Here is a 16,828-nt window from a genome sequence, read left to right as displayed (position 1 = left end):
CTGTGACCGCCGGTTGACCTACCGCAGCCGTGCCATCAGCGCGTGCTCCACCAGCGTGATCAGCGCCGACTTCGCGTCGGCGCGGTGCCGGGCGTCGGTCGTGATGATCGGGGTGTCCGGTCCGATCTGCAGCGCCTCGCGGACCTCGTCCGGGTTGTACGGCTGCTGGCCGTCGAAGCCGTTGAGCGCGACGACGAACGGCAGGCCCGAGTTCTCGAAGTAGTCCACCGCGGGGAAGCAGTCGGCCAGCCGCCGCGTGTCCACCAGCACCACGGCGCCGATGGCGCCGCGCACCAGGTCGTCCCACATGAACCAGAACCGGTCCTGGCCCGGCGTGCCGAACAGGTACAGGATCAGGTCCTGGTCGAGCGTGATGCGGCCGAAGTCCATGGCGACCGTGGTGGTCGTCTTGTCCCCGGCGTGTGTGAGGTCGTCGATCCCGGCGCTGGCAGAGGTCATCACGGCCTCGGTGCGCAGCGGGTTGATCTCGGAGACGGCGCCCACGAACGTGGTCTTGCCGACGCCGAAGCCGCCGGCCACCACGATCTTCGCGGAGGTGGTCGCCCGACCTCCGTCAGAGCTTTCGAAGTCCACTGAGCACCCTTTCGAGCAGTGTCACGTCAGGCGCACCGCCGTTGTTCTCGTCGCCGCCAGGCTGGTGAATGGCGACGAGCCCGGCCTCCGCGAGGTCCGCGACGAGGATCCGGGCCACGCCGAGAGGCATCGCCAGCAGGGCCGACACCTCGGCAACCGACTTCACCTCGCGGCACAGGTGGCAGATGCGCTGGTGCTCGGGAAGCAGCCCCATGAGCGCTGCCGGGTCGGCCGTGGTGCTGATCAGTGCCTCGATGGCGAGCTGATAGCGCGGCCGCGTCCGGCCGCCGGTCATCGCGTACGGACGTACCAGCGGCTGGTCGCCCTCGTCCTCGTACGGCTCCGCGTACGGATCATGAGAGGCGGTGGGCGGGGTCATGAATCCTCCGGGCGGGACAGCAGTTGGTCAGTCGTGCCGTCTGACGGGGCCGGTGGGGGGATTGTGGCGGCCGGACGGTGATTTGGTAACACGGGTGGTGCCGGGGCCCTTCAGTGGAGCAGACTTCCTTGTAGTTCAGCGCGCAGGTCGGGCGTGAGTACCGCCCCCGCGCGGTCGACCAGGAGTGCCATCTCGTAGCCGACGAGACCGATGTCGCACTCCGGGTGGGCGAGGACGGCCAGGGACGAGCCGTCCGAGACGGACATGAGGAAGAGGAACCCGCGTTCCATCTCCACGACCGTCTGTGCCACGCTGCCGCCCTCGAAGATCCGGGATGCCCCGGCGGTCAGCGAGGTCAGCCCCGAGGCGACGGCCGCGAGCTGGTCGGCGCGGTCGCGCGGGAAGCCTTCCGACATCGCCAGAAGGAGTCCGTCGGCGGACACGACGACGGTGTGGGACACCCCTGGGGTGTTGTCCACGAAATTCGTGATCAACCAGTTGAGGTTCTGTGCCGCCTGGCTCATCGGGCTCAACTAACGCTCCTGCTGGTGAGTGGGCCGCGGATAGCTGCCGGTCTGGTTGGTACCGGCCTGACGGCCCTGTGCGATTCCCCGACGGAGATTGGTCAGCCGGCCGCGTACCTCGTCGGGCGCACGCGACACCTGCGGACCGCTCTGCTGCGACTGCTGCTGAGCTGTTCCCGGGACGAGGTTGGCCCGGGGGACCCGGCGCGGAAGGCCGGAGGTGGTGATTCCGCCCGCGGCCGGTTGCCGGACGCGTTCTGCCTGCCGGACGAGGTCGTCGTTCGGCGAGCTGCGCCAGGCGGAGGTGGCGGGCCGCTGGGGGGCCGCCGGGGTCTGGGGCTGGGCGGCCTGTGGTTCCGGGGCCGCGGCCGGCGCGTCCTGCTGCGCCCTCGCCTCGCGGTCGCCGTGGAACCAGTTGGTCTCCAGCGTGTCGAACAGCGGCGTACGGCCGTCACCGGGACCGGAGGCCGGCGGGAGCGCCCATCCGTCACCGGGCTGCTGCGCCGCGGCCGCGGGGGAGTTCCCGTTGGCGCCTGCGCCCGCGGGCTCCTGGTGGTCGGGACGCTGCGCCGGGGCCGGCGGCCGCGGTACACCGAACTCGTTGCCGCCCTGCGCGCCGTTGACCTGCGGGCGCTCGAACTGGCCGGTCGTGGCCGGGTTCTGACGCTCCGTCAGACGGTGCTGCCCGGTCGAACCGTTGTCATGGCCCTGGGCGCCGGTGAACGGGTCGGTCGGGGCCGGGTCGCTCGGACCCGCCTGACCGGGCTGGCTGCCGAAGACGTCCGAGCGGACGAAGGACCCGCCGTTCTGCTGCGGAGCGGCCGGCTCGGGCCGCGCGAACTGGTCGTTCTGCGGGGCGTTCACACCGCCCTGGCCGTACTGGTCCTGGCCGTACTGGTTCTGCCCGTACTGGTTCTGGCCGTACTGGTTCTGCCCGTACTGCTCCTGGCCGTACTGGCCCTGTCCGGGCTGGGCGAACTGGCCCGTGTTCTGCGGGTCGTCCTGGCGAGGGGCCGGGGCGTCGAAGTCCGGACGGGCGAACTCGGCCGTGGCGCCGGGGCCCTGGGCCTCAGCGGTCCGGGGGATCGCCGGCATCTCGGTGGTCGCGGCCGGGCCCTGCCGGTCGTCGAAACGCGGCGTGCGGTCCGTACGGGAGCTGTCCGGCTCCTCGTGGCCGCGCGGGCCGTCCAGGGAGGCACGCGGCACGGGCGGCTGCGCGTTCTCGTCGCTCCAGCTGGGCGTGCGGGGCTGCGGGTTGCCGCCGGGCAGCTCGGCCCGCGGCCCACCGCGAGGCGGCAGCTGCGGACGGCGGCCCTGCTCGGCGTCGCCGTTCCCGCGGCGCTTGCCGCGCTGCGGGGGTGCGGAGGGGCCGCGTCCGCCACCGAAGACCGAGGCGTCCTGGCCCTGCGGCGCGTTCAGGCCCGCGGCCTGCAGACCCTGCGGAGCACCGGGCGCCTGGCCGGTACCGGCATGGGCACCCGCGCCCGCACCGGCACCCGCGCCGGCCGGAGCCGGGCGGTTCTGCTGGTTCGGCCCCGCCGGGGACTGGGGCCCGCGCCCGCCGCCCGGCGCACCCGGGCGTCCGCCCGAGTCGCGCCCGGGCAGTGCAGCCCGAGGCCCCTGACCGGCACCGAGCCGGCCGCCGCCCGGCGCACCGGCGCCGAGGGCACCGCCACCGCCACCGAAGGCACCGCCGCCGAGAGCGCCGCCGCCCTGGCCACCACCACGCCGGGCCGCCGCGACGCCCGCCGCGGCCTGCGCGGCAGCGGGACCGCCGTTGCCCGAGGCCGGCTGGCCCGGCTTGGGCTGCGGCTTGCGGCCGCCCTGGGCGACGTCGACGGGCAGCATGACCAGCGCGGTCGTACCACCGGAGTCGGACGGACGCAGCTGGATGCGGATGCCGTGGCGCTGCGAGAGGCGGCCGACCACGAACAGACCCATGCGGCGGGAGACGGAGACGTCCACGGTGGGCGGCGAGGCGAGCCGCTCGTTGATCGCGGCCAGGTCCTCCGGAGAGAGGCCGATACCCGTGTCGTGGATCTCGATCAGCACGCGGCCGTCCGGCAGCGCGTGACCGGTGACCTTGACCTTGGTCTGCGGGGAGGAGAACGAGGTCGCGTTCTCCAGCAGCTCGGCGAGCAGGTGCACGAGGTCGTTGACCACGCGGCCGGCGACCTCGGTGGTCGGCACGGAGGCCAGCTCGATGCGCTCGTACTGCTCCACCTCGGAAGCGGCGGCGCGGAGCACGTCGACCAGCGGGACCGGACGGGTCCAGCGACGGCCGGGCTCCTCACCGGCGAGGACGAGGAGGTTCTCACCGTTACGGCGCATACGCGTCGCGAGGTGGTCGAGCTTGAACAGCGAGGACAGCTGGTCCGGGTCGGCCTCGCGGGACTCCAGCTCGGAGATGAGCGAGAGCTGGCGCTGGATCAGACCCTGGGAGCGGCGCGAGAGGTTGGTGAACATCGCGTTGACGTTGCCCCGCAGCAGGGCCTGCTCCGCGGCGAGGCGGACCGCCTCGCGGTGCACGTCGTCGAAGGCGGAGGCCACTCGGCCGATCTCGTCCCGGGAGTGCACACCGACCGACTCCACCGAGGTGTCGACGTCCTGCGGGTCGGTCTCGGAGAGCTGCTTGACCAGCTCGGGCAGGCGGTCCTGGGCGACCTTGGTCGCGGTGTCCTCCAGGCGGCGCAGCGAGCGGATCATGGAGCGGGCCACGACGAAGGCGCCGACCAGCGAGACACCGAGCACCAGCAGGATCAGCACACCCGAGATGATCGCCTCGCGCTCGGACTCGCTGCGCAGCTCGCGGGCCTGCTGCTCCATGTCCTCGAGCAGCTTGAGCTCGATGTTCTTCATCTGCTGGATCTTGGTGGAGCTGTCGTCCAGCCAGTCCTGGTAGGAGCGCTTGTCCAGGCCGCCGATGGCGTCCTTCTTGCCGAGCGCGCGACCGGCGTACTCGTCGGACGACTCGATCACCGCGTTGCCCTCGGAGATCGGCTTGAGGAGTTCCTCGGCTCCGTCGCCGTAGATGCTGGTGAAGCTTCGGATCTCGGACTTCTGGCTCTGCAGCGCGGACTCGGCGTAGAGCCGGTCGTTCTCCGCGAGCCTGCCCTTCGTGGTGTTGCTCGCCGGAAGGGCGGCCGCGAGGACGGCGCGCTGGATGGAGGCGTACTCCTTGGCCGAGGAGAACGCCGACAGCGCGCGCGTGCGCTGGATCATGTCGGGGTTGCTGGTCGCCTCCGCCATGTCCTGCGAGAGGTCGAGCAGGTGGGTGATGAGGCGGTGGTAGGCCTCGACCGTCTGGGTCGAGTTGTCCTTGGCCTGGTAGGCGCTGCTCCGGATCCGCTCCAGGTCGTTCAGGTCGCCGGCGAGGCCGACGAGGCTGTCGCGGACGCCGACGAGGTTGCCGTCCTTGCTGGCGGCGTCGATCGCCTCGGAGCTGTCGAGGAAGTTCTTCCGGGCCCGGTCGGTCTTCTCCCGGTCGCCCTTGACGGCGATCGCGGCGGACGTCGAGCCGTGGGCCAGCGGGCCGGCGGACTGGTCGCGCTCCTCCTGGAGCGCGGCGGCCAGTTCGGTGGCCTGCTTGGTCATCTCGGTCAGCAGCTTCATGTTGTCGAGCTGCTGGATGTCGTCCATCGACTGGTTGATGCGCAGCGCGCCCAGCGAGGTGGCGGCGACCACCGGAAGCGCGAGCAGCGACACCAGACGGGTGGAGATCCGCCAGTTGCGCAGGGCTATTCGCGGGCCGGGACCGGTCGAGCCCTTGGCCGGCTTCGCGGGCGGCTTCTGGCCGGGAGCGGACGAGGCCGCAGCCTGGCCGGGGCGCCCGGCGCGGTCCCCGCCGTCGCCGGACTGGTCCTGGCCCTGGTTCTGGGCGTGCTGGGGCGAGGAGCCGACGGCCTTGGGGCCAGTCCCGCCGTGCGGCTCCGGCTCGGCCGAAGCGCTGCCATCCCTCTTGAAACGTCCCTGCACTAGCGTCGCAACCTCTGGACCAGGCGCCCGGCCGCGTGAACGGCTGGGCACGGTGTCGGCGTCATAGGGGCGCCCTGAATACGCCCCCCCTGGCGGTCGTGAGTGACCGGTGCTGGGTCCCCCTTCTCGCCGCCGCTCGGCGCTGGTGTGCGCCCCCTGTGCACCGGCTCGATCCCGCAGCGGTCCGTGGAATTCCAGCACAGTGCAGGATCTCCAACAAGGCCCGTGGGCCGTCCCGTGACCCACGTGACAGCACGTGAGGGGTGGGTCACCGGACGTAGAAAATGATCACCCGTAAAGCGGACATACGTCCGCGAGTCGCCGGGGTGCAGGGGGTGTCCCAGTCGACATGATCAGGAGCGGAATGATGGCTTCAGATGGGCAATGTCGGTTTCGTCGGGGTGTCGCGCGAGCCGGAATTGACCGGTTTGACCCTTGATGAGTGAGCAAACTCACACGGAGATCATGAGCTCGGCTCAGGTTGGCGGGGAATCGCATGTTTAGCCTGACGTTTTACAGAGAAGGCAAAACCGACAACCCGCGCCCTCGCAGGGGTTCTTGCAGCCCTCCGGCGCCCGGACACGACAGGGTCTCGTACAACCGTGAAGACGACGACGATGTTCCACAAGATCGCCAACCCGCGACGCACCACGCTGGCGCACCTCGACGCCGCCGCCGAGCTGCAGACGCCGGAGCAGCCGGAGCACGCCGTCGAGCTCCCGACCCAGACCGCCAACCCCCGGCGCACCATCCTGATGGAGATCCCGGTCGCGGCCACCGCCGCGCAGTAGTACGCCACCCGGCCGTCGATCGTTCAGCCGGCACTACGGGCACACGGGCGCCCGCGCCCCACGGACCGCCGCCCCTCGGGGGTCCCGGTACGTCATGCGCGAGGCGCCCGCCCTGTGAGGCCTGCCCGCCGCGTTAGCCTGGAGCGTCAGACTCCCAGCCAGCTCAGCGAGGGGCCAAGCAACCCGTGCGCATCGCCAGGTTCTCCATCGACGGGAACGTCGCCTTCGGCGCGGTCGAGGGCGACCAGCCGGACCAGCTCGTCCTCGACATCATCAAGGGCATCCCGTTCGCGGACTTCGAGCTCTCCGGCACCAAGGTGCCCCTGAGCAAGGTGCGGCTCCTGCCGCCCGTACTCCCCAACAAGGTCGTCGCCTTCGGCCGCAACTACGCCGAGCACGCCCGCGAACTCGGCAACGAGGTGCCCGACGCCCCGTTCGCCTTCTTCAAGCCGTCCACCTCGGTCATCGGCCCCGGCGACGCGATCCAGTACCCCTCCTTCTCCGAGGAACTGCATCACGAGGCCGAGCTCGCCGTGGTCATCGGCCGCATGTGCCGCGAGGTCCCGCGCGAACGCGTCAAGGACGTGATCCTCGGCTACACCTGCGCCAACGACGTCACCGCCCGCGACGTGCAGCGCCGCGAGAAGCAGTGGGCCAGGGCCAAGGGCTTCGACTCCTCCTGCCCGCTGGGCCCCTGGGTGGAGACCGACCTCGACCCGGGCGACCTGACCATCCAGCTCACGGTCAACGGCGGCCAGCGCCAGCTCGGCCGCACCAGCGAGATGATCCACTCCATCGAGGATCTGATCGTCAACATCTCCGAGGCGATGACGCTGCTCCCCGGCGACGTGATTCTCACGGGCACCCCGGCCGGCGTCGGCCCCCTCAACGTCGGCGACGAGGTCGCCGTCACCATCGAAGGCATCGGCACTCTCACCAACAAGGTTGTCAAGCGTGGCTAGCGCACCCGTACGCGTCCGTTTCTGCCCCTCGCCCACCGGTAACCCCCACGTGGGCCTGGTCCGCACCGCCCTGTTCAACTGGGCGTTCGCCCGGCACCACCAGGGCACGCTGGTCTTCCGCATCGAGGACACCGACGCGGCCCGCGACTCCGAGGAGTCGTACCAGCAGCTCCTGGACTCGATGCGCTGGCTGGGCTTCGACTGGGACGAGGGCCCCGAGACCGGCGGCCCCCACGCGCCGTACCGCCAGTCGCAGCGCATGGACATCTACAAGGATGTCGCGGTCAAACTCCTGGACGCCGGCCACGCCTACCGCTGCTACTGCTCCCAGGAGGAGCTGGACACCCGCCGAGAGGCCGCCCGCGCCGCCGGCAAGCCCTCCGGCTACGACGGCCACTGCCGCGACCTGAGCGACGCGCAGGTCGAGGAGTACGTCGCGCAGGGCCGCGAGCCCATCGTCCGCTTCCGGATGCCCGACGAGGCGATCACCTTCACGGACCTGGTCCGCGGCGAGATCACCTACCTCCCCGAGAACGTCCCGGACTACGGCATCGTCCGTGCGAACGGCGCCCCGCTCTACACGCTCGTCAACCCGGTCGACGACGCCCTGATGGAGATCACCCACGTCCTGCGCGGCGAGGACCTGCTCTCCTCCACCCCCCGCCAGATCGCCCTGTACAAGGCGCTGACCGAGCTGGGCATCGCCAAGGAGACCCCCGCCTTCGGTCACCTGCCGTACGTCATGGGCGAGGGCAACAAGAAGCTCTCCAAGCGCGACCCGCAGTCGAGCCTGAACCTCTACCGGGAGCGCGGCTTCCTCCCCGAGGGCCTGCTCAACTACCTCTCCCTGCTCGGCTGGTCGCTCTCCGCCGACCAGGACATCTTCACGATCGAGGAGATGGTCGCGGCCTTCGACGTCACCGACGTCAACCCCAACCCGGCCCGCTTCGACCTGAAGAAGTGCGAGGCGATCAACGCCGACCACATCCGCCTGCTGGAGGTGAAGGACTTCACCGAGCGCTGCCGCCCGTGGCTGAAGGCCCCCGTCGCCCCCTGGGCGCCGGAGGACTTCGACGAGGCCGCGTGGCAGGCGATCGCGCCGCACGCCCAGACCCGCCTGAAGGTCCTCTCCGAGATCACGGACAACGTCGACTTCCTGTTCCTGCCGGAGCCGGTCTTCGACGAGGCGAGCTGGACGAAGGCCATGAAGGAGGGCTCGGACGCCCTGCTCCGCACCGCCCGCGAGAAGCTGGACGCGGCCGACTGGACGTCCCCCGAGTCCCTCAAGGAGGCCGTCCTGGCCGCCGGCGAGGCCCACGGCCTCAAGCTCGGCAAGGCCCAGGCCCCCGTCCGCGTCGCCGTCACCGGCCGCACGGTCGGCCTGCCCCTCTTCGAGTCCCTGGAGGTCCTGGGCAAGGAGAAGACGCTGGCCAGGATCGACGCGGCGCTGGCGAGGCTCGCGGCGTAGGACACCGACGTGCGAGGGGCGGCAGCCGTGAAGGGCTGCCGCCCCTCGGCGTACCGCCGTAACCGCCGTACCCCGCCCGGGTCACGCGGACCGGCGCCGCCGGTGCCGTCTCGGCAGACTGGGGGCTTGCGCCGTGAGGACGTCGATCCACGCTTCTTCGGAGACTGCTCGGCCTGCAACCGGGCGGTCGTTCTCGAACAGCCGCAGCGCTGGCTCGTGGTCGCCGGTCACGAGGCCCGGGACGACCAGGGCGGTATCGCCGCCGTGGGCGACATCCGAGGCCGGATCCGGCTGACGTTCCGGCGCCCGGGCGAAACGCTGCACACCGCCGGGTTCGCCCCGAGCGACCTCGTCCGGATCAGGATCCTCACCGTCGACATCGAGGCGGTGACGGCCGACTACGACGTCGTGCTGAGCGTGCCGGCCGATGCGGACTGCCGTCCGGCCAGCCTCCTGGCCGAGGTCAGGGCTCTGTCCGACCCGCGGATGCTCATCGAGACCGAGGGGCTCGCCGCTCGGTAGACGTTCGTCTCCCGGTCGGCTTCTCCCGACGCCCCCCGCCCGGGCCGCCTAGGCTGGACCACATGTCGATCAAAGCCGTGGTCTGGGACGTCGACGACACCCTCTTCGACTACACCACCGCCGACCGCGAGGGCATGCGGGCCCATCTCGTGGCGGAAGGGCTCCTCGCCGGGTACGGGTCGGCCGAGGAGGCCCTCGTGCGCTGGCGGGAGATCACCGACCAGCAGTGGGCCCGGTTCGCGGCCGGCGAGGTCGACTTCGTCACACAGCGGCGCGACCGCACCCGGGTCTTCCTGGGCCGGCCGGAGCTGACGGACGCCGAGGCCGACGACTGGTTCCAGCGGTACGTCACGCACTACGAGGCCGCCTGGTCCCTCTTCCCGGACGTCGTGCCCGTCCTCGACGCCCTCGCCGACAGCCACCGGCACGCCGTGCTCTCGAACTCCAGCCTGACCGTCCAGGACCGCAAGCTGCGCGTCCTCGGCGTGCACGACCGCTTCGAGGCCATCCTGTGCGCCGCCGAGCTCGGCGTCTCCAAGCCCGAGCCCGGTGCCTTCCTGGCCGCCTGCGACGCCCTCGGCCTCGCCCCGCGGGAGGTCGCCTACGTCGGTGACCACCCGGAGATCGACGGGCGCGGAGCCGCCGACGCCGGTCTGCTGTCGGTGTGGATCGACCGCGGTGGCGCGTACGCGACCATCGACCCGCCCGTCGGCCCGCGCCGTATCGCATCCCTCTCCGAACTCCCTGCGCTCCTCGGCGCCGATACCCGTTTTGGAGCCCCGTCCACCTTCGGGTAATGTTCTTCCTGCGCCGCCGGAGAGCGGGCCGAAAGGGCCGGGAACCGGAAGCGCGAAGCTAGAACAAGATCCCCTCCGGGGCTTGCGTTCCAGTGGCCTATGGTGTAATTGGCAGCACGACTGATTCTGGTTCAGTTAGTCTTGGTTCGAGTCCAGGTAGGCCAGCTCGTAGAGCTCATCTGCGTCGTGGAGGTCAACTCCACAAAGCCCCCGTTGTGTAGCGGCCTAGCACGCCGCCCTCTCAAGGCGGTAGCGCCGGTTCGAATCCGGTCGGGGGTACAGATCCTTCCCGCGAGGACAGTCAGGGTAGCTCCCGCCGTCTTCGATGCAGGATCGCTAGGGCCCCCGTTGTGTAGCGGCCTAGCACGCCGCCCTCTCAAGGCGGTAGCGCCGGTTCGAATCCGGTCGGGGGTACTGACTGGTCTAAACCATCATTGGTCTATGGTGTAATTGGCAGCACGACTGATTCTGGTTCAGTTAGTCTTGGTTCGAGTCCAGGTAGACCAGCTCGGACCTGCGGAAACGCAGAGTCCACGCCCCCGTTGTGTAGCGGCCTAGCACGCCGCCCTCTCAAGGCGGTAGCGCCGGTTCGAATCCGGTCGGGGGTACATCGAGAAGGCCCTCCGCTTCGGCGGAGGGCCTTCGTTGTGCTCACCCGCCCCGGCTCTCACTCGAAGCCGTACCGCCGCGCGGTCTTCTCCTCCTGCGCCGGCCGGTGCAGCGCCTGGAACACCGGCTCGTCGAGGATCGCCCCCAGGACCGCGCACTCCACCCGCTCCGCCTCCGTCGAGTACCGCTCCAGGTCGTCCAGGTCCAGGACGGCCGTGCGGTGCATCAACTCCGCGTACGGAGCGAGCTGTTCGGCCCCCCCCAGTCGCAGCCGAGCCGGCGGAACGTGGCCACTGCCGTCACCAGCGCCCGGTACGCGGGGGAGAGGCACGTCAGCTCGGGGGGACCTCGTCGTCCTGCTGATCGGGATGCGCATCAACAGGTTCTGGGGGAGCACCACTGGCCGTCCGTGATGCCGGCGATGTTCCGGATGCCGGCGGAGCCGAAACGGGCCCCGGAACGGGGACTGTGGTCGAAGGTGCCGCTCACGGCCTCCCCGCGGACGTACTACGTCGTCCAGTACGGGGAGTCGAAGGAGAAGCTGTACGCGTACGCGAGCGCGGCGGACGCGTTCCACCGTGTCGTGCGGGCGCGGGTGAACCGGATGGACCGGAACAGCGAGGTGCGTGGTCATGTCGGCATCCGGCGCGAGGCGTACGTCGCGCCGCAGGAGTCGTACGAGGCGATCCACGGGGACATGCCGGCGTTCGGGCCGGCGGACGCGCACGGTCAGGTGCCGTTGGAGGCCCGGGGGCGGTACGCGAAGGATCGGCTCGCCCCACGGGACGGTGGACGAGAAGGCCGCCTGAGCGCGGCTGGTGCGCGCCCCGGCCGGGAAAGGGCCGCCGCGGCGTCGAGGCCGGCCCTTCCCGACGGGGAGCGCGCGTGGGTGCGGTCAGCCCGTGCGGCGCAAGGCCTCGGAGAGTCGGCCGGCGGCGTCGATGATCGCCTGGGCGTGCATACGGCCCGGGTGCCGCGACAGACGCTCGATGGGGCCGGAGACGGACACGGCGGCCACCACGCGGTTGGAGGGGCCGCGCACGGGCGCGGAGACGGACGCCACCCCCGGCTCCCGCTCGCCGATGGACTGGGCCCAGCCGCGGCGCCGCACGCCGGACAGGGCCGTCGCCGTGAAGCGGGCGCCCTGCAGACCGCGGTGGAGACGCTCGGGCTCCTCCCAGGCCATGAGGATCTGCGCCGACGAGCCGGCCTTCATGGTGAGCGTGGAACCGACCGGGACGGTGTCCCGCAAGCCCGACAGGCGCTCGGCGGCGGCCACGCAGATGCGCATGTCGCCCTGGCGGCGGTAGAGCTGGGCGCTCTCGCCCGTGATGTCACGGAGGTGGGTGAGCACCGGGCCCGCCGTGGCGAGCAGGCGGTCCTCGCCGGCCGCCGCGGCCAGTTCGGCCAGGCGCGGGCCGAGTATGAACCGGCCCTGCATGTCGCGCGCCACCATGCGGTGGTGCTCCAGCGCCACGGCCAGGCGGTGGGCCGTGGGTCGTGCCAGTCCGGTCGCACCGACCAACCCCGCGAGGGTGGCCGGACCGGACTCCAGAGCGCTCAGGACGAGGGCCGCCTTGTCCAGAACGCCGACGCCGCTACTGTTGTCCATGCAACGATACTCCCGTCTCACTCTGTGAAACGCAAGTTCAATTTTCCATGGAACCCGCCACTCTGGACGGCAGGAAGTCACAACGGCCCGTGACCGAAGGGCCTGGTGGCGGTTTGCCCGGAAACACAGGGGTGCGGGCGCCGCTTCCCCAAGATCTCTAGTTGGGTCGGCGCTTCGTCGCCGGCCGGAGGGAAAGCGATGGGTAGGACACTCGCGGAGAAGGTCTGGGACGACCACGTCGTCCGGCGCGCCGAAGGCGAGCCCGACCTCCTCTTCATCGATCTGCACCTGCTGCACGAGGTGACCAGCCCGCAGGCCTTCGACGGCCTCCGCAAGAGCGGCCGCCCGGTGCGCCGGCTCGACCTGACCATCGCCACCGAGGACCACAACACCCCCACCCTCGACATCGACAAGCCCATCGCGGACCCGGTCTCCCGGGTCCAGCTGGAGACGCTGCGCAAGAACTGCGCGGACTTCGGCGTCCGGCTGCACCCGCTGGGCGACGTCGAGCAGGGTGTCGTGCACGTCGTCGGCCCGCAGCTGGGCCTGACCCAGCCCGGCACCACCGTGGTCTGCGGCGACTCGCACACCTCCACACACGGCGCCTTCGGCGCGCTGGCGTTCGGCATCGGAACCTCCCAGGTCGAGCACGTGCTGGCCACCCAGACGCTGCCCATGACCCGCCCGAAGACCATGGCGATCACCGTCAACGGCGAACTGCCCGACGGCGTCACGGCCAAGGACCTGATCCTCGCGATCATCGCGAAGATCGGCACCGGCGGCGGCCAGGGCTATGTCCTGGAGTACCGCGGCGAGGCCATCGAGAAGCTCTCGATGGAGGCCCGCATGACCATCTGCAACATGTCGATCGAGGCCGGCGCCCGCGCGGGCATGATCGCCCCCGACGAGACCACCTTCGCCTACCTCCAGGGCCGCCCGCACGCCCCCGAGGGCGCGGACTGGGACGCGGCGGTCGAGTACTGGAAGACGCTGCGCACGGACGACGGCGCCGAGTTCGACGCCGAGGTCGTCATCGAGGCCGCCGAGCTGTCCCCGTTCGTCACCTGGGGCACCAACCCGGGCCAGGGCGCACCGCTTTCCGCCGACGTCCCCGACCCGGCTTCGTACGAAGACGCTTCGGAGCGCTTCGCCGCCGAAAAGGCCCTGGAGTACATGGGGTTGGAGGCCGGTCAGCCGCTGCGCTCCATCAGGGTGGACACCGTCTTCGTAGGTTCCTGCACCAACGGCCGCATCGAGGACCTGCGCGCCGCCGCCGAGATCGTCCGGGACCGCAAAGTCGCCGACGGCGTACGGATGCTGGTCGTCCCGGGCTCCGCGCGGGTGGGACTGCAGGCCGTCTCCGAGGGCCTGGACGTCGTCTTCAAGGAGGCCGGCGCCGAGTGGCGCCACGCGGGCTGCTCGATGTGCCTGGGCATGAACCCGGACCAGCTGGCCCCGGGTGAGCGCTCCGCGTCGACCTCCAACCGCAACTTCGAGGGGCGGCAGGGCAAGGGCGGCCGCACCCACCTGGTGTCGCCGCAGGTCGCGGCCGCGACGGCGGTCCTGGGCCACCTGGCCTCCCCGGCCGACCTGTCCGCCGCCGACGTCCCCACGCCCGCTGGAGTCTGAGAGTCATGGAAGCATTCACCACGCACACCGGCCGGGCTGTCCCGCTGCGCCGCAGCAACGTCGACACCGACCAGATCATCCCCGCCCACTGGCTCAAGAAGGTGACCCGGGACGGGTTCGAGGACGGGTTGTTCGAGGCCTGGCGCAAGGACCCGGAGTTCGTGCTCAACCGGCCCGAGCGCGAGGGCGCCACGGTCCTGGTCGCCGGCCCCGACTTCGGCACCGGCTCCTCCCGTGAGCACGCCGTCTGGGCGCTGCAGAACTACGGCTTCAAGACCGTGATCTCCTCCCGGTTCGCCGACATCTTCCGCGGCAACTCGCTGAAGAACGGCCTGCTCACGGTGGTCCTCGACCAGGAGACCGTGGACGCCCTGTGGGAGCTCACCCAGAACGACCCGCAGGCCGAGATCACGGTCGACCTCGAATCCCGCGAGGTCCGCGCCGAGGGAGTCACCGCCTCCTTCGAGCTGGACGAGAACTCCCGCTGGCGGCTGCTGAACGGGCTGGACGACATCTCGATCACCCTCCAGAACGAGGCGGACATCGCCGCGTACGAGGAGAAGCGCCCGTCGTTCAAGCCGCAGACCCTCCAGGCCTGATTCCCGGGCGGCCTCACAGGCCCCCGCAAGGTCGAGTTTCGGCCACCCAACACACCGGCTGTACCCCCGATCGGATCGATCGGGGGTACAGCCGTTTCTGGTGCCGGGCGCACGCGTGTGTCACGGCCGAGCCGCTCAACTTCCCACGTCAGAGGCATGGTTGCTGGGGTAGGAGGGTTATGGAAGCATGCCTTCCGGATGTGCTCCGAGGGGTGTTCGAGGCGGCAGTTGCCCCCTGCGCAGGCGACAACTCGCCCCAGATGGCACAATCTGTGCATGGAACACGACGGCCAACTCGAGCTCTATGCGGCGGTCGCGATCCGGCTCAAGGAAGCGCACACAAGAGTGCGCGCACTGCAAGTCCCGGAGGGCGTACGGATGGCGCTGACCCGGAAGCTGCTGGTCATTACGGCCGCGGCCAAACACGATCTCGCCGGTGCGGCAAGGCGCCTGGAGCGGTTCACCGCGGACCTCGACGAGGGGCGATTCCCCGAAGAGGAAGGCTGAACAGGCCGGGACAGCCCGAGTCCGTTGCGGCACAAGGGTGATTAGCCCGTTTCGTGTTTGATTTGCGGTATATATCTGCCTAACGTGCGAAAAAGCTTGAACACATTCGTTCTGGCGATGTCTCCGAAGGGGAAGACGTGAACAAGGCGCAGCTCGTAGAAGCGATTGCCGACAAGCTGGGCGGCCGGCAGCAGGCCGCCGACGCTGTCGACGCGGTCCTGGACGCCCTAGTCCGTGCAGTGGTTTCGGGCGACCGGGTCTCGGTCACGGGCTTCGGCTCCTTCGAGAAGGTCGACCGCCCGGCCCGGTACGCCCGCAACCCCCAGACGGGCGAGCGGGTTCGGGTCAAGAAGACCTCCGTGCCGCGCTTCCGCGCGGGACAGGGCTTCAAGGACCTGGTGAGCGGCTCGAAGAAGCTCCCGAAGAACGACATCGCGGTCAAGAAGGCGCCCAAGGGCAGCCTGTCCGGCCCGCCGCCCACCATCTCCAAGGCCGCGGGCAAGAAGGCCGCCGCCAAGAAGGCCACGGGCGCCGCGAAGAAGGCCACGGGCGCGGCCAAGAAGGCGACCGCGGCGGCGAAGAAGGCGCCCGCGAAGACCGCCGGCGCGGCGAAGACGGCCACGGCGAAGAAGGCCCCCGCCAAGAAGTCCACCGCCAAGACCACCACGGCGGCGGCGAAGAAGACCACGGCCAAGAAGGCGCCCGCGAAGAAGGCGACGGCGACGAAGGCCCCCGCCAAGAAGTCGACCGCCCGCAAGACCACCGCCAAGAAGGCCACCGCCCGCAAGAAGTAGCAGGTAGCAGTAGGTAACAGCAGGAAGCGGCAGGCGAACGGGCACAGGGCACAGGGGCACTCACGCGCCGGGCCGGACTCCCTCTCGGAGTCCGGCCCGCGGCGTGTTCGGAGTCCGGCAGGGTGCGACGGGGACTGCGCGGATCAGCCGGGAACGGTGCGATCGGACGGGATCCGCGCGGATCAGAAGGTGTGGAGTGTGACCAGCGTGACCCGGCGGTCCGTGTCCGCGCCCTCGGTCTCGATCCGTACCCGCTGACCGGGCCGCAGCAGTCTCAGGCCCCCCGCGTCGAACGCCGCCGTGTCGAAGGGCAGGGGCGTGCCGTCGTCGAGCAGCACCTGCCCGCTGCGGCTTTCCGGGTCGTACGTGTATGCGGTCGCCTGCATGTCCGCAGCCTACTGCCCGGCGATCAGCAACCGCGCCGCCACCGCGGCCGTACGGGGTCCCACCCCCAGCGCCAGCGCGGTGCGCAGATCACCGCCGGTGTCGACGTCCTGCCGTACGGAATCCACCGCGCCGAGCCGCAGTTCCACCGCGCCGGACAGGCGGTGGCGGGCCCGGGAATCCGTGCCGAATGCGGGGGCCAATTCCTGACCCGGAGCCGCGGTCAGCAGGGTCGTGCCGATTCCGGCGGCGTCCGGGAGAAAAGCCCGCGGGAATTGTGTGGCCGCCGCCAGCACGAGAGCCAATTCGGCCGGCCGCAGCGCGGGGAGATCGGCGTTGAGCGCGGCCACCGGGCTTTCGGGACGTGCCGCCCGTACCGAAACCGCCCCGTGCGCCAGGGCGGCGTTCAGGCCGCCGCCGGGCTCGTCCGGGATGACCCCCGCGCCCAGCGCCGCCAGCTCCCGTCCGGCCCGGACGTCATCCGTGACTACTGCCACATCCGCCACTGCCGGGCAGGCCAGCGCGGCTGCCACGGTGTCCTGGGCGAACGCCAGCGCGAGGTCCGGCCGCACCCCGTCGTCCGCGGTGTTCGACAGCCTGCTCTTGGCCCGGGCAAGGGCCTTCACGGGTACGACCAAGGTCCACTGCACGAGCGTTCCGTCCTTCTCTCGTCGCTGCCATT

17 protein-coding genes, 5 tRNA genes and 1 pseudogene are annotated in these 16,828 nt (G+C 70.7%); 15 read left to right on the top strand and 8 right to left on the bottom strand.

Annotation, left to right across the window (positions count from 1 at the left end; genetic code table 11):
• Positions 1–18 precede the first annotated feature (18 nt).
• The 4 genes from ACH4F2_RS15445 to ACH4F2_RS15430 all read right to left on the bottom strand — a co-directional run bounded on the left by ACH4F2_RS15445 (position 19) and on the right by ACH4F2_RS15430 (position 5,472).
• Positions 19–594 carry an ATP/GTP-binding protein gene (locus tag ACH4F2_RS15445; RefSeq protein ID WP_055421789.1) on the bottom strand — a complete coding sequence of 192 codons (576 nt, stop codon included), beginning with the start codon at positions 592–594 and terminating at the stop codon, positions 19–21.
• Positions 575–973 carry a DUF742 domain-containing protein gene (locus ACH4F2_RS15440; RefSeq protein ID WP_003973454.1) on the bottom strand — a complete coding sequence of 133 codons (399 nt, stop codon included), beginning with the start codon at positions 971–973 and terminating at the stop codon, positions 575–577. Before ACH4F2_RS15440 ends, ACH4F2_RS15445 begins: the two co-directional genes overlap by 20 nt.
• Before the next feature lie 110 nt (positions 974–1,083).
• Entirely contained in the window at positions 1,084–1,497 is a 414-nt protein-coding gene (locus ACH4F2_RS15435) for a roadblock/LC7 domain-containing protein (protein ID WP_003993189.1), read from the bottom strand.
• Between the two features lie 9 nt (positions 1,498–1,506).
• Entirely contained in the window at positions 1,507–5,472 is a 3,966-nt protein-coding gene (locus ACH4F2_RS15430; RefSeq protein ID WP_398133201.1) for a nitrate- and nitrite sensing domain-containing protein, read from the bottom strand.
• 602 nt (positions 5,473–6,074) lie between these two features.
• Between ACH4F2_RS15430 and ACH4F2_RS15425 the strand changes: the two genes are divergently transcribed.
• The 10 genes from ACH4F2_RS15425 (at position 6,075) to ACH4F2_RS15380 (ending at position 10,620) form a co-directional block, all read left to right on the top strand.
• On the top strand, positions 6,075–6,263 hold the full coding sequence (locus tag ACH4F2_RS15425; RefSeq protein WP_398133313.1) for a hypothetical protein: 189 nt from the start codon (positions 6,075–6,077) through the stop codon (positions 6,261–6,263).
• A gap of 185 nt (positions 6,264–6,448) precedes the next feature.
• The gene (locus ACH4F2_RS15420) at positions 6,449–7,225 is read left to right on the top strand and encodes a fumarylacetoacetate hydrolase family protein (protein WP_398133200.1); all 777 of its coding nucleotides are present in this window, start codon (positions 6,449–6,451) and stop codon (positions 7,223–7,225) included.
• Entirely contained in the window at positions 7,209–8,693 is a 1,485-nt protein-coding gene (gene gltX / locus ACH4F2_RS15415; RefSeq protein ID WP_398133199.1) for a glutamate--tRNA ligase, read from the top strand. Before ACH4F2_RS15420 ends, gltX begins: the two co-directional genes overlap by 17 nt.
• A 126-nt stretch (positions 8,694–8,819) precedes the next feature.
• The gene (locus ACH4F2_RS15410) at positions 8,820–9,215 is read left to right on the top strand and encodes a Rid family hydrolase (RefSeq protein ID WP_398133198.1); all 396 of its coding nucleotides are present in this window, start codon (positions 8,820–8,822) and stop codon (positions 9,213–9,215) included.
• A gap of 62 nt (positions 9,216–9,277) precedes the next feature.
• Positions 9,278–10,012, top strand: coding sequence for an HAD family hydrolase (locus tag ACH4F2_RS15405; protein ID WP_398133197.1), 735 nt, complete (start codon positions 9,278–9,280; stop codon positions 10,010–10,012).
• Between the two features lie 93 nt (positions 10,013–10,105).
• Positions 10,106–10,177, top strand: a tRNA-Gln gene (locus ACH4F2_RS15400).
• Between the two features lie 41 nt (positions 10,178–10,218).
• Positions 10,219–10,291: transfer RNA gene (locus ACH4F2_RS15395), tRNA-Glu, on the top strand.
• 62 nt (positions 10,292–10,353) lie between these two features.
• A tRNA-Glu gene (locus tag ACH4F2_RS15390) sits at positions 10,354–10,426 on the top strand.
• A 21-nt stretch (positions 10,427–10,447) separates the two neighbouring features.
• Positions 10,448–10,519 (top strand) — tRNA-Gln (locus ACH4F2_RS15385).
• A 28-nt stretch (positions 10,520–10,547) separates the two neighbouring features.
• Positions 10,548–10,620 (top strand) — tRNA-Glu (locus tag ACH4F2_RS15380).
• A 59-nt stretch (positions 10,621–10,679) separates the two neighbouring features.
• On the opposite strand, the gene ACH4F2_RS15375 is transcribed toward ACH4F2_RS15380, so the two are convergent.
• Positions 10,680–10,847 carry a hypothetical protein gene (locus ACH4F2_RS15375; protein ID WP_398133196.1) on the bottom strand — a complete coding sequence of 56 codons (168 nt, stop codon included), beginning with the start codon at positions 10,845–10,847 and terminating at the stop codon, positions 10,680–10,682.
• 142 nt (positions 10,848–10,989) lie between these two features.
• Here ACH4F2_RS15375 and ACH4F2_RS15370 point away from each other — a divergent pair.
• Positions 10,990–11,414 (top strand): annotated as a pseudogene (locus ACH4F2_RS15370) (monooxygenase family protein); the annotation flags it as partial.
• A gap of 102 nt (positions 11,415–11,516) precedes the next feature.
• Here ACH4F2_RS15370 and ndgR read toward each other — a convergent pair.
• Positions 11,517–12,233: an IclR family transcriptional regulator NdgR gene (gene ndgR, locus ACH4F2_RS15365; RefSeq protein ID WP_217162275.1), complete on the bottom strand. Its 717-nt coding sequence runs from the start codon at positions 12,231–12,233 to the stop codon at positions 11,517–11,519.
• Between the two features lie 198 nt (positions 12,234–12,431).
• On the opposite strand from ndgR, the gene leuC reads away from it, so the two are divergent.
• The 4 genes from leuC to ACH4F2_RS15345 all read left to right on the top strand — a co-directional run bounded on the left by leuC (position 12,432) and on the right by ACH4F2_RS15345 (position 15,762).
• Positions 12,432–13,862, top strand: a complete 1,431-nt coding sequence (gene leuC, locus ACH4F2_RS15360; RefSeq protein ID WP_398133195.1) for a 3-isopropylmalate dehydratase large subunit — start codon at positions 12,432–12,434, stop codon at positions 13,860–13,862.
• A 5-nt stretch (positions 13,863–13,867) separates the two neighbouring features.
• The gene (leuD, locus tag ACH4F2_RS15355; protein ID WP_398133194.1) at positions 13,868–14,461 is read left to right on the top strand and encodes a 3-isopropylmalate dehydratase small subunit; all 594 of its coding nucleotides are present in this window, start codon (positions 13,868–13,870) and stop codon (positions 14,459–14,461) included.
• A gap of 276 nt (positions 14,462–14,737) precedes the next feature.
• Positions 14,738–14,968, top strand: coding sequence for a hypothetical protein (locus ACH4F2_RS15350; protein WP_398133193.1), 231 nt, complete (start codon positions 14,738–14,740; stop codon positions 14,966–14,968).
• Positions 14,969–15,105: 137 nt separating this feature from the next.
• Positions 15,106–15,762 carry an HU family DNA-binding protein gene (locus ACH4F2_RS15345; RefSeq protein WP_398133192.1) on the top strand — a complete coding sequence of 219 codons (657 nt, stop codon included), beginning with the start codon at positions 15,106–15,108 and terminating at the stop codon, positions 15,760–15,762.
• 182 nt (positions 15,763–15,944) lie between these two features.
• On the opposite strand, the gene ACH4F2_RS15340 is transcribed toward ACH4F2_RS15345, so the two are convergent.
• Both ACH4F2_RS15340 and cofC read right to left on the bottom strand, forming a co-directional pair.
• Positions 15,945–16,148, bottom strand: a complete 204-nt coding sequence (locus ACH4F2_RS15340; RefSeq protein WP_398133191.1) for a hypothetical protein — start codon at positions 16,146–16,148, stop codon at positions 15,945–15,947.
• Positions 16,149–16,157: 9 nt separating this feature from the next.
• The gene (gene cofC / locus ACH4F2_RS15335) at positions 16,158–16,796 is read right to left on the bottom strand and encodes a 2-phospho-L-lactate guanylyltransferase (RefSeq protein ID WP_398133190.1); all 639 of its coding nucleotides are present in this window, start codon (positions 16,794–16,796) and stop codon (positions 16,158–16,160) included.
• Positions 16,797–16,828: the final 32 nt, after the last annotated feature.

Origin of the sequence: Streptomyces sp. NPDC017890, from assembly GCF_044328675.1 — a bacterium.
Taxonomy (GTDB): domain Bacteria; phylum Actinomycetota; class Actinomycetes; order Streptomycetales; family Streptomycetaceae; genus Streptomyces.
Note: the sequence above shows the minus strand (reverse complement) of the source record. Positions and strands in the feature narration are given on the sequence as shown.

Excerpts from the sequence above, each read along its gene's own strand:
- leuD (WP_398133194.1), top strand. The coding sequence starts at position 13,868 with ATGGAAGCATTCACCACGCACACCGGCCGGGCTGTCCCGCTGCGCCGC.
- ACH4F2_RS15340 (WP_398133191.1), bottom strand. The coding sequence starts at position 16,148 with ATGCAGGCGACCGCATACACGTACGACCCGGAAAGCCGCAGCGGGCAG.
- leuC (WP_398133195.1), top strand. The coding sequence starts at position 12,432 with ATGGGTAGGACACTCGCGGAGAAGGTCTGGGACGACCACGTCGTCCGG.
- ACH4F2_RS15405 (WP_398133197.1), top strand. The coding sequence starts at position 9,278 with ATGTCGATCAAAGCCGTGGTCTGGGACGTCGACGACACCCTCTTCGAC.
- ACH4F2_RS15440 (WP_003973454.1), bottom strand. The coding sequence starts at position 973 with ATGACCCCGCCCACCGCCTCTCATGATCCGTACGCGGAGCCGTACGAG.
- ndgR (WP_217162275.1), bottom strand. The coding sequence starts at position 12,233 with ATGGACAACAGTAGCGGCGTCGGCGTTCTGGACAAGGCGGCCCTCGTC.
- ACH4F2_RS15375 (WP_398133196.1), bottom strand. The coding sequence starts at position 10,847 with ATGCACCGCACGGCCGTCCTGGACCTGGACGACCTGGAGCGGTACTCG.
- ACH4F2_RS15435 (WP_003993189.1), bottom strand. The coding sequence starts at position 1,497 with ATGAGCCAGGCGGCACAGAACCTCAACTGGTTGATCACGAATTTCGTG.
- ACH4F2_RS15350 (WP_398133193.1), top strand. The coding sequence starts at position 14,738 with ATGGAACACGACGGCCAACTCGAGCTCTATGCGGCGGTCGCGATCCGG.